13 protein-coding genes, 6 tRNA genes, 1 rRNA gene and 2 other annotated features are annotated in these 13292 nt (G+C 29.9%); all 20 genes read left to right on the top strand.

Annotation, left to right across the window (positions count from 1 at the left end; all coding sequences use genetic code 11):
- Positions 1–20 precede the first annotated feature (20 nt).
- The 20 genes from rrf to OW763_RS16540 all read left to right on the top strand — a co-directional run bounded on the left by rrf (position 21) and on the right by OW763_RS16540 (position 12694).
- A 5S ribosomal RNA gene (rrf, locus tag OW763_RS16635) occupies positions 21–137 on the top strand.
- Between the two features lie 5 nt (positions 138–142).
- Positions 143–217 (top strand) — tRNA-Glu (locus tag OW763_RS16630).
- 17 nt (positions 218–234) lie between these two features.
- A tRNA-Leu gene (locus OW763_RS16625) sits at positions 235–318 on the top strand.
- 27 nt (positions 319–345) lie between these two features.
- Positions 346–419: transfer RNA gene (locus OW763_RS16620), tRNA-Gly, on the top strand.
- A gap of 4 nt (positions 420–423) precedes the next feature.
- Positions 424–500, top strand: a tRNA-Arg gene (locus tag OW763_RS16615).
- Positions 501–505: 5 nt separating this feature from the next.
- A tRNA-Gln gene (locus tag OW763_RS16610) sits at positions 506–580 on the top strand.
- Positions 581–705: 125 nt separating this feature from the next.
- Positions 706–780, top strand: a tRNA-Glu gene (locus OW763_RS16605).
- 221 nt (positions 781–1001) lie between these two features.
- A complete protein-coding gene (gene sfsA / locus OW763_RS16600; protein ID WP_268042702.1) occupies positions 1002–1694 on the top strand; it encodes a DNA/RNA nuclease SfsA in 693 nt (230 codons plus the stop codon).
- A gap of 114 nt (positions 1695–1808) precedes the next feature.
- Positions 1809–2005 (top strand) — a binding site (T-box leader).
- A 155-nt stretch (positions 2006–2160) separates the two neighbouring features.
- Positions 2161–2366 (top strand) — a binding site (T-box leader).
- Positions 2367–2427: 61 nt separating this feature from the next.
- Positions 2428–3933, top strand: coding sequence for a 2-isopropylmalate synthase (locus tag OW763_RS16595; RefSeq protein WP_268042700.1), 1506 nt, complete (start codon positions 2428–2430; stop codon positions 3931–3933).
- Between the two features lie 70 nt (positions 3934–4003).
- Positions 4004–5269: a 3-isopropylmalate dehydratase large subunit gene (leuC, locus tag OW763_RS16590; RefSeq protein ID WP_268042698.1), complete on the top strand. Its 1266-nt coding sequence runs from the start codon at positions 4004–4006 to the stop codon at positions 5267–5269.
- Positions 5269–5760, top strand: a complete 492-nt coding sequence (leuD, locus tag OW763_RS16585) for a 3-isopropylmalate dehydratase small subunit (RefSeq protein ID WP_268042696.1) — start codon at positions 5269–5271, stop codon at positions 5758–5760. The genes leuC and leuD overlap by 1 nt, the downstream gene beginning before the upstream one ends.
- A complete protein-coding gene (leuB, locus tag OW763_RS16580) occupies positions 5760–6827 on the top strand; it encodes a 3-isopropylmalate dehydrogenase (RefSeq protein ID WP_268042694.1) in 1068 nt (355 codons plus the stop codon). The genes leuD and leuB overlap by 1 nt, the downstream gene beginning before the upstream one ends.
- A gap of 148 nt (positions 6828–6975) precedes the next feature.
- Complete coding sequence (locus OW763_RS16575) at positions 6976–7491, top strand: NAD(+) diphosphatase (protein WP_268042692.1); 516 nt, start codon at positions 6976–6978, stop codon at positions 7489–7491.
- A 76-nt stretch (positions 7492–7567) separates the two neighbouring features.
- On the top strand, positions 7568–8464 hold the full coding sequence (locus OW763_RS16570; protein WP_268042690.1) for a DUF362 domain-containing protein: 897 nt from the start codon (positions 7568–7570) through the stop codon (positions 8462–8464).
- 89 nt (positions 8465–8553) lie between these two features.
- A complete protein-coding gene (locus tag OW763_RS16565) occupies positions 8554–8712 on the top strand; it encodes a hypothetical protein (protein WP_268042688.1) in 159 nt (52 codons plus the stop codon).
- Positions 8713–8820: 108 nt separating this feature from the next.
- Positions 8821–9006: a hypothetical protein gene (locus tag OW763_RS16560; RefSeq protein WP_268042686.1), complete on the top strand. Its 186-nt coding sequence runs from the start codon at positions 8821–8823 to the stop codon at positions 9004–9006.
- 18 nt (positions 9007–9024) lie between these two features.
- Positions 9025–9213, top strand: coding sequence for a hypothetical protein (locus OW763_RS16555; protein ID WP_268042684.1), 189 nt, complete (start codon positions 9025–9027; stop codon positions 9211–9213).
- 628 nt (positions 9214–9841) lie between these two features.
- Positions 9842–10552: a tRNA threonylcarbamoyladenosine dehydratase gene (locus OW763_RS16550; RefSeq protein ID WP_268042682.1), complete on the top strand. Its 711-nt coding sequence runs from the start codon at positions 9842–9844 to the stop codon at positions 10550–10552.
- Positions 10553–10626: 74 nt separating this feature from the next.
- Complete coding sequence (locus tag OW763_RS16545) at positions 10627–11763, top strand: MFS transporter (RefSeq protein ID WP_268042705.1); 1137 nt, start codon at positions 10627–10629, stop codon at positions 11761–11763.
- Positions 11756–12694: a GNAT family N-acetyltransferase gene (locus OW763_RS16540; protein ID WP_268042704.1), complete on the top strand. Its 939-nt coding sequence runs from the start codon at positions 11756–11758 to the stop codon at positions 12692–12694. The genes OW763_RS16545 and OW763_RS16540 overlap by 8 nt, the downstream gene beginning before the upstream one ends.
- Positions 12695–13292: the final 598 nt, after the last annotated feature.

Genomic DNA, 13292 nt, shown 5'->3' with positions numbered 1-13292 from the left:
TATTTCTAAGAAATATGTCATCTGGTGGTTATGGCTTGAAGGTAACACCCGTTCCCATTCCGAACACGCAGGTTAAGCTTCAAAGCGCCGATGGTACTGCATTGGAGACGATGTGGAAGAGTAGGTCACTGCCAGGTAATTTGGCTCCTTGGTCAAGCGGTTAAGACACCACCCTTTCACGGTGGTAACAGGGGTTCAATTCCCCTAGGAGTCACCATTTAAAATTTTATATATGCAGGTGTGGCGGAATTGGCAGACGCACTAGACTTAGGATCTAGCGCCTATGGCGTGGGGGTTCGACTCCCTTCACCTGCACCATAAAAAATTAAATAAAACAATGTATGTGCGGGTATGGTTCAATGGTAGAACGTCAGCCTTCCAAGCTGAACACAGGGGTTCGATTCCCCTTACCCGCTCCAATTTGCGTCTTTAGCTCAGCTGGATAGAGCAACGCCCTTCTAAGGCGTGGGCCGGGAGTTCGAATCTCTTAAGACGCACCATATATTGGGATGTCGCCAAGCGGTAAGGCATAGCACTTTGACTGCTACATGCGTAGGTTCGAATCCTGCCATCCCAGCCATTTACTTTATGTTAAGAGTTCTTTTAAGAAGGACTCTTTTGTTTTGTAGATATTATAAAGATATATTGACAATGATTTTTTAAAATGATATAATATTACAGTAAGTTGAAGTGAAAATTTTACATGGCTCCTTAGTCAAGCGGTCAAGACGCTGCCCTCTCACGGCGGAAACAGGGGTTCGATTCCCCTAGGAGCTACCATAAAAAAAACTCTTTAGTAAGTAAATTACTAAAGAGTTTTTTATGTGTTCAGTATTAATTACAGCTTGGATATAAAGAAATAAAAAATAATCAACAGTGTTTATAAAAGTTATCCATAGTTGTGGATAACTTTTGTGTTTAATTGTTATAATACTAAGTATAGTTGTGTAGAAAATTTATTTTAATATTATAAATATAAATTCAAAAGGGATGGATAATGAATGGTTTTTAATAAAAATATTTATTGTGCAGAATTTATAAAAAGACCTAATAGATTTCAAGCATATGTAAAATTAAATAATGAAGAAATTATGGTACATGTACCTAATACAGGTAGATGTAAAGAAATACTAGTACCAGGTACAACTGTTATATTAAGAGAAGAAAATAATCCAAATAGAAAAACGAAATATGATTTAATAGCTGGATATAAAGAAGATAAGCTTATAAATATTGATTCACATATACCAAATAAAGTTGTATATGAATCTCTAAAGGAAGGTAAGATAGAAAAACTTAGAGAGTATAAAAATATTTTTAGAGAAAAGACATTTGGAAAAAGTAGATTTGATTTTAAACTTTTAAATGAGCAGAATAAAGAATATTATTTAGAAGTTAAGGGAGTAACATTTGAAGATGATGGATATTGTATGTTCCCAGATGCACCAACAGAAAGAGGAAAAAAACATCTTTTAGAACTTATTGATGTCAAAAATAGTGGTAGAGGAGCTGGGGTTTTATTTTTAATTCAGATGGATGAAGCAAAATCATTTTCTCCTTATGATGCTATGGATAAAGCTTTTACAGAAGCATTAAGAAAGGCATATAGAAGTGGTGTTGATATTTTTTGTTATGACTGTAAGGTAAGTAAAAATTATATAAACATTAATAAAAAAGTTGAAATTATATTATAATTCAAACTTTTTTGTTGACAAGTTTTTTTGTTTATAGTATATTTATTATTAAATTATTATTTTGTGTTAAAAATATTTTAGTTATATTAAACTTTTAATATAAAATCATAAATTATTAAAGCAATGATGGGAAGCAGTAAATAACAAAATGTTCTACAGAGAGTAGGAATAGCTGAGAACCTACGAATAATTGGTTATTGAACTAGTCCTGGAGTAGCAGGCTGAAATAGTAGTAGGCTGAGCCGGCATATGCCGTTATATAAATTAAGATGTAATTTGGATGGTACCGCGTGTAGACTTACGCTCCAATGGAGGGAGTAAGTTTGCACGCTTTTTTACTATATAAAAATGTAGGTAAATTTTATGCAACGTTACAAAATGAATTTTTTATTAAAAACTAATAATTAGTATAAAAACATTATATATTTTTATACTAACATTATATGAATTATTTAAAATAAAGATATTTAAAGTGATGAAGGGAAGTAGTAGATAACAAGATATTCTACAGAGAGTAGGGAGTGCTGAGAACCTACGAATAATCGGTTATTGAACTAGTCTTGGAGCAGCAGGCTGAAATAGTAGTAGGCTGGGCCGGTATATACCGTATATACCGTTATGTTAATTAAGAAAAAATTTGGATGGTAACGCGTATGGACTTGCGCTCCAATGGAGTGTGAAGTCTGTTTTTTATACAAATTTTAAAGGGGTTAAATTTAAAGGGGGCAAAACAATGACAAAAAGAATTCAAATTTTTGATACTACTTTAAGAGATGGGGAACAAACTCCTGGGGTGAGTTTGAATGTACAAGAAAAAATAGAAATTGCAAAACAGCTTGAATTGCTAGGTGTAGATATTATAGAAGCAGGTTTTCCTAGAGTATCTAATGGGGACTATGAAGCAGTAAAGGCAATTGCAAAAGCAGTAAAAAAACCGATTGTAGCTGGACTTGCTAGAGCTAACAAAGGGGATATTGATCGTGCTTGGGAAGCGCTTAAATATGCTGAAAGACCTAGAATACATACTTTTATTGCTACATCAGATATTCATATGGAATATAAACTTAATATGAAACCAGATGAAGTATTAAAAAAAGCTATTGATATGGTAACATATGCGAAATCATTGTGTAATGATATAGAGTTTTCACCAGAAGATGGTTCAAGAACTCGTCCAGAATTTTTATATAAAGTTTTAGAAGCTGTTATTAATGCTGGTGCAACAGTGGTTAATATACCTGATACTGTAGGTTATACTACTCCAGGTGAATTTGGTGTTTTCATAAGAGGAATAAAAGAGAATGTTCCAAATATAAATAAAGCCGTCATAAGTGTTCATTGTCATAATGATTTAGGTCTTGCAGTTGCCAATTCTCTAGCGGCGATAGAAAATGGAGCAGAACAAATAGAGTGTGCTATAAATGGTTTAGGAGAAAGAGCTGGAAATGCAGCACTTGAAGAAATTGCTATGGTACTTAAAACTAGAAAAGATTATTTTGATTATGAAACAAGTGTGGTTACTGAAAGAATACATCGAGTTAGCAGTATGGTAAGTAGTTTTGCAGGTATAAATATTCAAAAGAATAAGGCTATTGTAGGAGCAAATGCTTTTGCACATGAATCCGGAATTCATCAACATGGAGTAATTAATAATAGCAAAACTTATGAGATTATGACACCAGAATCAATTGGTTTAAAACAAAATAATATGGTACTTGGAAAACATTCTGGAAGGCATGCTTTTCAAGAAAGATTAAATGAACTTGGATATAATCTAGATAAAGATAAGATAGATGAAGCATTTAAAAAATTCAAAGAATTATCGGATAAAAAGAAAGAGATTTCTGATAGTGATATAGAAGCACTAGTAAATCAAAATGTAATTCAAGTTGATGAAAAATACAATCTTGAAAATTTCCAAGTTACTACAGGTAATAATATGGTCTCTACAGCCACAGTAAGAATTAAGAAGGATGATAAAGTTATGCAAGAAGCGGCTTGTGGGGATGGTCCTATAAATGCATTATTTAATGTAATTGAGAGAACTATAGGGGTTAATATAAAATTAGAAGACTATGCACTTAAAGCTATTACAAGTGGAAAAGATGCTTTAGGAGAAGTTACAGTAAAAGTTGATATAGATGGAAACAAGTTCATAGGAAGAGGTATAAGTTTGGATGTAATAGAAGCAAGTGTAAAAGCATACATGAATGCAATTAATAAATTTGCTAATAAATAATTAAGGTTAATTAATATGATTAACTTAAAGTGTAATTATAGATTATAAAAATAATTAGGGGGCTTTAAATATGGGTATGACAATGACTCAAAAAATTCTAGCAGTACATGCTGGAATGGATTATGTAAAACCGGGGCAATTGATAAGTGCAAAGTTGGACTTAGTATTAGGAAATGATATAACTAGTCCAGTAGCTATTAGAGAATTTAACAAAATGGGAGTAGATAAGGTTTTTGATGAAAATAAGGTTGCTATTGTACCAGATCATTTTACTCCAAATAAAGATATTAAATCAGCAGAGCAGTGTAAATGCTGTAGAGATTTCGCAAATGAAAAAAATATAAAAAATTATTTTGAAGTTGGAAGAATGGGAATTGAGCATGCTTTGATTCCTGAAAAAGGACTTGTAGTTGCAGGTGATGTGGTTATTGGGGCAGATTCACATACTTGTACTTATGGAGCTTTAGGGGCTTTTTCAACTGGAATTGGAAGTACAGATATGGGAGCAGGAATGGCAACAGGAGAATGTTGGTTTAAAATACCAGAAGCAATTAAATTTCAACTTAAAGGAGAACTTCAGCCTTGGGTTAGTGGTAAGGATGTAATTCTTCATATCATTGGAATGATTGGAGTAGATGGGGCAAGATATAAATCTATGGAATTCTGTGGGGAAGGATTAAAAAGTTTAAAGATGGATGATCGTTTTACAATAGCAAATATGGCTATTGAAGCTGGTGCAAAGAATGGAATTTTTGAAGTTGATGAAAAAACAATAGAGTATATTAAAGAACATTCAACTAAACAATATAAGGTATTTAAAGCAGATGAAGATGCTGAATATTCACAGATTATTGAGATTGATTTATCTACTATAAGACCTACAGTAGCATTTCCTCATTTACCTGAAAACACGAGAACAATTGATGAGGTTGGCGATGTACCTATTCAACAAGTAGTAATAGGTTCTTGTACAAATGGTAGAATAGAGGATTTAAGAGCAGCAGCAAAAGTTTTTGAAGGTAGAGAAGTACATTCTTCTGTGAGAGCAATTATTATTCCTGCCACTCAAAAGATATATCTTCAAGCAATGAAAGAAGGATTACTAGAAATATTTATAAATGCAGGAGCTGTGGTAAGTACACCTACTTGTGGACCTTGTCTTGGAGGACATATGGGTATATTAGCAAAAGGGGAAAGAGCTGTTGCTACTACTAATAGAAATTTTGTTGGAAGAATGGGGCATGTTGAAAGTGAAGTTTACTTAGCAAGTCCTGTTGTAGCAGCTGCATCTGCTATACTTGGAAAAATTGCATCACCAGAGGAGGTAGTTAAATAATGATAAATGGAAAAGTAATAAAATATGGTAATAATGTAGATACGGATGTTATTATTCCAGCTAGATATTTGACTACAAGTGATCCAAAAGAGCTTGCAGTGCACTGCATGGAGGATTTAGATAAGGAATTTGTAAACAAAGTATCAAAAGGCGATGTTATGGTAGCAGGAAAAAATTTCGGATGTGGTTCATCAAGAGAACATGCTCCTATTGCTATTAAAGCTTCAGGTATTAGCTGTGTAATAGCAGAAACTTTTGCAAGAATATTTTATAGAAACTCTATTAATATCGGTCTTCCAATAATAGAATGTGAAGAAGCAGCTAAGGATATAGAAGAAGGGGACGAAATTGAAATAGATATTAATAAAGGAATTATTATAAATAAAACTAAAAATAAAACTTATAAATCAGAACCATTCCCTGAATTTATGCAAAAAATTATAAATAGTGATGGACTTGTTAATTATGTTAGGGAAAGGGTGAACAAATAATGAAAATAGCAGTTATTAAAGGTGATGGAATAGGACCAGAAGTAGTTGATGAGGCGGTTAAGGTACTTAATGCTATTTCAAAAAAATATGAATGTAATTTTGAATATAAGGAAGTACTTATGGGAGGGGCTGCTATTGATAAAGTGGGAGAACCGCTTCCCAAAGAAACTATAGAAGTTTGTAAAAATAGTGATGCTGTACTTTTAGGAGCAGTGGGTGGACCTAAATGGGATAATGTTCCTAGAAATTTAAGACCAGAAGCTGGACTTTTAAAAATAAGAAAAGAACTACAGGTGTTTGCCAACTTAAGACCTGCTATTATGTTTCCACAGATGAAAGATGCATCACCATTAAAAGAAGGTATCTTAGGTGATAGTTTGGATTTAATGATAGTAAGAGAACTTACAGGTGGAATTTATTTTGGAGATAAGGATAGAATAGATATAGAACAAGGGCAAAAAGCTTGGGATATAATGAGTTATTCTACTCCTGAAATAGCTAGAATAGCCAAAGTAGCATTTAAAATTGCTGATAAAAGAAATAAGCATATTACACTTGTAGATAAAGCAAATGTACTTGAAAATTCAAGATTGTGGAGAGAAGTAGTATCTGCTATTTCAAAAGAACATGAGGATATAAAGATTGATTATATGTATGTAGATAATGCAGCGATGCAGCTTATAAGAAATCCCAAACAATTTGATGTTATATTAACAGGAAACATGTTTGGTGATATTTTAAGTGATGAGGCATCAATGCTTACGGGTTCTCTAGGTATGCTTCCTTCTGCTAGTATTGGAAAGAATAAAATAGGATTATATGAGCCTATTCATGGTTCAGCACCAGATATAGCTGGTGAAGATAAAGCTAATCCTATTGCAACAATTATGAGTATAGCAATGATGCTTAGATTTAGTTTTGATATGGAAGAAGCAGCAAAGGATATTGAAAATGCTGTGTCTAAAATACTAGAAAAAGGATATCGTACATTAGATATAATGGAGGAAGGAATGATTAAAGTAGGTACACAAAAAATGGGAGAGCTTATTTCACAAAATATAAAATAAATATGTAAAAGACTATAAATTTTTAACTAGCCCTTATGTTTTTAAAACATAAGGGTATTAATTTTTATGAGAATCTTTAATTTACTATGTACTAAAAAATGTAATTAAATTATAATTATATTATAAGGTGTTCATGGGAGGTGAAGACGTGAAATATAAATTTTGCCCTATATGTGGTAGAAAATTGATCATGAGAAATAGCTGGGATGAAGGAGATGTTCCGTATTGTCCAGTAGATGATATAATGTATTTTGACTTACCTAAACCATGTGTTGTAGTTGCTGTTGTTAAAGAAAATGAAATTCTTTTAATGAAACAAAGTTATATATTTAAAAATTGTAAAGTATTAGTTTCAGGATACGTTACAAATGGAGAGACTGTTGAAGAAACGGTTATAAGAGAAGTTAAGGAAGAAACAGGTATTACAATTAATAATATAAAATATCTTGGAAGTGATACAATACCTAAATCAGAACTTTTGATGCTTACTTATATGGCAGATTATGTTGAGGGCGAAATTATTAAATCTGATGAAGTAGAGTTAGTGGAATGGATAAATATAGAACATGCCATTGAGGAAATGAAAGAAGATAAGGTTGGAAAGAGAGTTGTTAGAAAAGTATTAAAAGAAATAGGATATAATTATATTTACTCAGAAGTTTAAATTTTTAAATTAACAATAAATAAGAATGAATTACACCTTTAACCTATGTAAATAATATGGTAGAGGTGATTTTTTTATGAGAAAAAGAAAATTAGAAAGTCCTATAGTTGGTTTTGGAGAAAATGCTGATGAAAAAATAGCAATAAGAGATGCATTGAGCTATCTACCGCTAGACGGATTTACTAACAACAATGATATTGTAGTTATTACAGCTAATATGGTTAATATGAATCCTCCTAATAAAGGTGTTGTAGTTGGACAGGAATCTTTGAGAGAAGTTATAAGATTTTTTAAAGAAAAAAATGTTAAAAGAATAATTGTAGCAGCAGGCGCAGGTGGTGCTAATACACAAAGTGTATTTCAAAACTTTGGTTTTGATAAGATAATTCAAGAAGAAAATGTAGAGTTTGTTGATTTGAATTTTGGACCTTTCATTAGTTTGGAAATAGGTGGGAATATAGTTAAGGAAACAAAAATAAATGCGTTAATACAAGAAGCAACAATAATAGTATCATTTACTCAGCTTAAAGCACATGAAGAGGCAACGATGTCAGCTAGCATAAAAAATATAGCACTTTCATGGCCGCCAGCAGAAATTCATGGATATCCTAAAAAAAACTTAGGTATACATGAGGAATTACATGATTTTATTACTGCTATGGCAAAAAATATCCCTATTGATTTATCTATACTTAGTTTAAGTCCGGCAATGATTGGTACAGGGCCAAGTAAAGGAATTGCAAAAAATACAAATATGGTTCTTACAAGTTTAGATCCAGTAGCTTGTGATACTATTGGTGCAAGGCTTTTAGGATTTAGGCCGCAAGCTGTTAATTATTTATTTAGATGTATAAAAGAAGGAGTTGGTCAAGGTAATATAGAAGATATTGATTTAAAAGGTACAAAGCTTATTGAAATAGAAAAAAAATTTTCAAAGATTGCTTATGGAAATGAATTTGCTATAGATGAATAACAAATTTAAGTTAATAAGTAAGCCATGTATATTCAAGTGAGTATACATGGCTAAATTATGTAAGAATACATAGAGATGGGGGAATATATATGAAAAATATTAAAGATAATTGTAAAAAGTGTCCTGAATTTTTAGAAAAAAGATGTGATGGAGAAGCATCAAATTGTATGTGTAAAAGATGTCCTAGAAACTTAGGTGAATGTATTATAACAAGATACTGTAGGGAAACAGAATCAACTATATATTAAAAAAAGAATATGTTTTTTATTAATTATAGATATATTTAACGTATTTTATTATGAGTTTAAGAGAAACTATATTACAAATAAGTTTTTATTATAAGGTGAGTGGGTAATATGGTTTCTAATGAAATGAAGATGGTAATAGCTCAAAATTGCCAGGAATATGAAGCAAAATATGGTATAAGTATGTTAAGTATGGGAACGCTTTCTGAGAGCTGTAATAATTGTAAAAATTTTATTAAGGGAAAATGTACTAAGGGATTATTTGATGAGATTATGGAAACAATAAGAAGGAACTAAATATAAGGAGGAATATGGATGGCAAATTTTCAACAGTTAGTAAATGTAGCTAAAAATTGTCCAGGATATACTCCTAGACAAAACCAATTTACATCAATGACTAGTGGAAGTGAATGTGATAGTTGTGACAATTGTAAAAATTACGTAAGTAATGAATGTCAGGCAAATTTATTTGATTCAGTATTAGCTGGGTTAGATGAACGATAATAATTCAAAATAGTTTATGTGTAAAAAGAGTGAAATAAGATTTTTCACTCTTTTTAAGAAAAATTTTCGCAATATAAGAGTAATATCATCAACATTCTAATAAGTTTAAGTATTTCTATATAAAAAATATTAGTTTATTAGTAATATAATCATATATATTGTAATTAAAACTAATGATATGTAAAACACAGAATATTGAGAAAAATTAGAAAAGATGGTACAATTAAGTTGGGTATTAAACCCAATTTAATTGTACCATCAGATTAAAATATGCTTTAGACAGAATTATAAGGATATAAATTCTTTAATTATATATTTAGTTTAAAGAGACGGATGAAAATTACATTAGCCTTCTTATATAAATAAATAATTATATAAGTTCTTTATAAACATATCTACGAACAAAAATCAATATGGAAAAGATATAATTTATGATAAAGAGAACTTATGTATCCTTTAATTTTGTTTGTATAGTAAATAAACTTTAAAAATAAAAATTATTATTTTGAACGGAATAAATTTAAAGTTAAAACTGCGAAAATTCGCAGTATTTTTTTTTGGTTTTGGTATAATGTTTTAGTAGTATTAGTAGATAATAAGGTTAGATAACAAAAAAGGAGAAGAGACTATGGAATATTGGTTAAGTAGAACTGAAAGAATGATAGGTAAAGAAAATATAGAAAAATTAAAAGAAAGTAAAGTTGTCATATTTGGTATAGGTGGAGTAGGCAGTTTTTCTACTGAGGCCATTGCAAGAAGTGGAGTTGGAAAAATTGTTTTAGTAGATAAAGATGAGGTGGATATTTCAAATATTAATAGACAAATACTTGCTACAATGAAATCAGTAGGAAAAGCTAAGGTTGAAATTATGAAACAAAGAATTTTAGACATAAATCCTGAATGTGATGTTACAGTGCATAAGGTATTTGTATCGGAAGATAATATACAAAACATTATAGATCAGGATACAGATTATGTAATTGATGCTATAGATACAATTACATCCAAAATAGCTCTTGCATTTTGGTGTGAAAAAAATAATATTAGGCTTATAAGTAGTATGGGAACAGGAAATAAATTAGATCCTACAAAATTTAAAGTTTCAGATATATACAAGACTAATGTTTGTCCATTAGCTAAGGTTATGAGAAGAGAATTAAAAAAGAGACAGGTAAAGCATCTAAAAGTTGTTTATTCAGAAGAACTACCTATAAAGTTAAAAGAAGAGTATAAAAATCCTAATGTAAGAAAACAGGCTCCAGCAAGTATTTCATTTGTACCATCTGTAGCAGGACTTATTATAGCAGGTGAAGTTATAAAAGATATAGTTGCAATGTAGTCCTATTTATATTGAGGGGGATACTTATGAAAAAAAGAAATAATACTATTGCATTAATCATTATTTTTATGATGATGATTTTATTAGCAATGTGTGATAATGTAAGAGGACCATTTATTCCTACATTAAAAAAAGAATTTATGGTGAATAATAAGGGAATCGCTGCTATGATAACAGCATGTTCTTTAGGATTTGTAATTTTTACTTTTGTTGGGGGAATATTATGTGAAAAGATAGGACAAAAGAAAGTTTTTATGATAGGGTTTATATTCATTATATTTTCACTTACAGGATTACATTTTTGTAATAGTTTTGCAACATTGATAATAGAACTATTCTTATTAAATATAGGACAAGCACTTATTGCTATGGGTGCAAATACTATAATACCTGTATTAGCTGTAAGTTTTCAGGCAATTATTATGAACTTAACTCATTTTTGCTATGGGTTAGGAGCTACATTTACGCAAAGATTTACAGGCATTATGTTACATAATGGGGTAACTTGGAAAAAAATTTACTTGATTATAGCAATAATTTCTTTCATAATATTTATAGGGTTTATGTTTGTTGAAATTCCTGAGACACATAAAGCAAAACAAGACGATAAGATAAATCATTCTTACATTTTAAAGAATAAACTTATATATTTTTATATGATAGCGCTAGGATTTTATGTAGCAGCAGAAATAAATACAGGTAATTGGTTTATTAATTTTATGTATGATGTGTATAATTTTAATGAAAACCAAGGTTCTTTTTATACTGCATTGTTTTTTGGAACATTTACTATAGGAAGGCTTTTAGGTGGATTTGTAGTAGAAAAATTTGGATATATAAAAACAGTATTAATATCAATCATTATAGCTTTTTTATTATATATATTTGGATTATTTATAGGGGAAAGCGGTATAATTATCATATCTGTATCTGGTCTATTTTTTGCGATTACTTTTCCAACTATAGTTTTGACTATAAGCAAAGTTTTTAAAAATAATGTTTCATATATAACAGGATTAATAGTAATGGTAGCTTCGTGTATAGCAATGATTATAAATATTTTAATTGGTACACTTAATGATGCAATTGGAGTTTATAAGACTTATTATATTATTCCAATATGTTTATTAATATGTGTAGTATTTACATATCTAATCTATATAAATACTAAGGAAGTGTTAATTAAAAATGAGAGAAAACAAAATGTATAAAACAGAGGTTGTAGATATAAAAGTTACTCAAAGTAAAGAAGATGAGTATATAATAAAAGATAAGTTCGGAATAAATATAGGAAGAATATTTATAATAGAATTAAATAAAGAGAATAAATATTGTAGCTTTAGAATTAAATTCTATAAAAATGAAGATAGCCATGCCCCTGAATTGAAAAAAGCTTTAGAACTAATGGTTAAATCTTTATTTAAGAATATGGATTTATATAAAATAAATATAATTGTAGATCAAGATATAATTTTAAACCCATTTATAGAATTAGGGTTTACATTAGAAGGGGTAATTACTGATACTTTAATAGTAAATAGTGACTATAAAAGCGAACTTGTTTTTGGAATTAATTCAGATACGTTTAAGAAAAGTAGTAATATAAATATTATTAGGCTAAAAGGTAACAATATTGAGCTTAAGGTGCTAACTCCAGAAGATTCAAGGGATGTTTTGGAATATTATCAAAGAAATAAAAAACATCTAGGATCATTTGAACCTTCAAGGGAACAAAATTTTTATACATTAGAAGTACAAATTCAAAATTTAATAGAGAGTTATAAGCAATTTCTAAATGGAACAAGTATAGAATTTGGAATTTATAAAGATAAGAAGTTCATAGGGAAAATTAAATTATCAAGTATAGTAATGGGAGTATTTAAGAATGCTTTTGTTGGTTATTCAATAGATGAAAAAGAACAAGGCAAAGGATATATGAAGGAAGCTTTGAAGCTTGTACTAGAATATGCTTTTGAAGATATGGAACTTCATAGAATAGAAGGTGGTATTTTATTAGATAATAAACGATCACAAGGGGTTCTTAAAAGCTGTGGATTTAAAGAAATAGGAATAAGTGAAAAATATTTATACATAAATGGTAAATGGAGAGATCATAAAATCTTTTATAAGATAAATGAATAGAGCAAAAAAGAATGTTGGAAGGCATTCTTTTTTTAGTTTATCCACTTTATTAAGAATAGTTACTTAAGCTGAGTTTTAATTATTAGGTGCTAGAACCTAGTAAACTTAGTGAAGTGGTTAAACTTAGTATTAATGGCTAAACTAAATGAAGCAACTAAACTAAGCATTAGCGACTATAGTATAAGCATATTACCTTGTAATATGCTTATACTATGCCTGGAGTGTCAATGTGTAAAAACGTAAGAAATAATGAGTAAATATAAGATTATAAGTAGTAATTTGTCGTAAAAGATATAAATAAAAAAACATTATACGGTTTGGTTTGATAAGATATTCCTTGTCGTCGCGAGAGCGAAGACGTCAGAGTTAAATGAGTTTGTGGACTTGCTAAAAGGTTTGTCTGACAAGCGAAAAAAGATTTGACAAACAAGAAACGACATGATATACTAAATAAGCTGTCGCAAGATGGTGAGAAAAAATTGGTCTTTGAAAATTAAACAGAAGTTAAGAAATAATGTCAGTCAATTGTAATGAGTAAAAGATTAAACTTTTAAATTGAGAGTTTGATCCTGGCTCAGGACGAACGCTGGCGGCGTGC

The sequence above is a fragment of the Clostridium aestuarii genome (genome assembly GCF_026735135.1).
In the GTDB taxonomy this organism is placed as follows: Bacteria; Bacillota; Clostridia; order Clostridiales; family Clostridiaceae; genus Clostridium_H; species Clostridium_H aestuarii.
The sequence above is the reverse complement of the archived record's forward strand: the minus strand, read 5'-3'. Positions and strand labels throughout refer to the sequence as shown.

What these genes read in the sequence shown, in the direction of transcription:
- OW763_RS16555 (WP_268042684.1), top strand. Translation starts at nt 9,025, where the DNA reads ATGGCAAATTTTCAACAGTTAGTAAATGTAGCTAAAAATTGTCCAGGA.
- OW763_RS16540 (WP_268042704.1), top strand. Translation starts at nt 11,756, where the DNA reads ATGTATAAAACAGAGGTTGTAGATATAAAAGTTACTCAAAGTAAAGAA.
- leuC (WP_268042698.1), top strand. Translation starts at nt 4,004, where the DNA reads ATGGGTATGACAATGACTCAAAAAATTCTAGCAGTACATGCTGGAATG.
- OW763_RS16560 (WP_268042686.1), top strand. Translation starts at nt 8,821, where the DNA reads ATGGTTTCTAATGAAATGAAGATGGTAATAGCTCAAAATTGCCAGGAA.
- OW763_RS16565 (WP_268042688.1), top strand. Translation starts at nt 8,554, where the DNA reads ATGAAAAATATTAAAGATAATTGTAAAAAGTGTCCTGAATTTTTAGAA.
- leuD (WP_268042696.1), top strand. Translation starts at nt 5,269, where the DNA reads ATGATAAATGGAAAAGTAATAAAATATGGTAATAATGTAGATACGGAT.
- sfsA (WP_268042702.1), top strand. Translation starts at nt 1,002, where the DNA reads ATGGTTTTTAATAAAAATATTTATTGTGCAGAATTTATAAAAAGACCT.
- OW763_RS16550 (WP_268042682.1), top strand. Translation starts at nt 9,842, where the DNA reads ATGGAATATTGGTTAAGTAGAACTGAAAGAATGATAGGTAAAGAAAAT.
- OW763_RS16570 (WP_268042690.1), top strand. Translation starts at nt 7,568, where the DNA reads ATGAGAAAAAGAAAATTAGAAAGTCCTATAGTTGGTTTTGGAGAAAAT.
- leuB (WP_268042694.1), top strand. Translation starts at nt 5,760, where the DNA reads ATGAAAATAGCAGTTATTAAAGGTGATGGAATAGGACCAGAAGTAGTT.
- OW763_RS16545 (WP_268042705.1), top strand. Translation starts at nt 10,627, where the DNA reads ATGATTTTATTAGCAATGTGTGATAATGTAAGAGGACCATTTATTCCT.
- OW763_RS16595 (WP_268042700.1), top strand. Translation starts at nt 2,428, where the DNA reads ATGACAAAAAGAATTCAAATTTTTGATACTACTTTAAGAGATGGGGAA.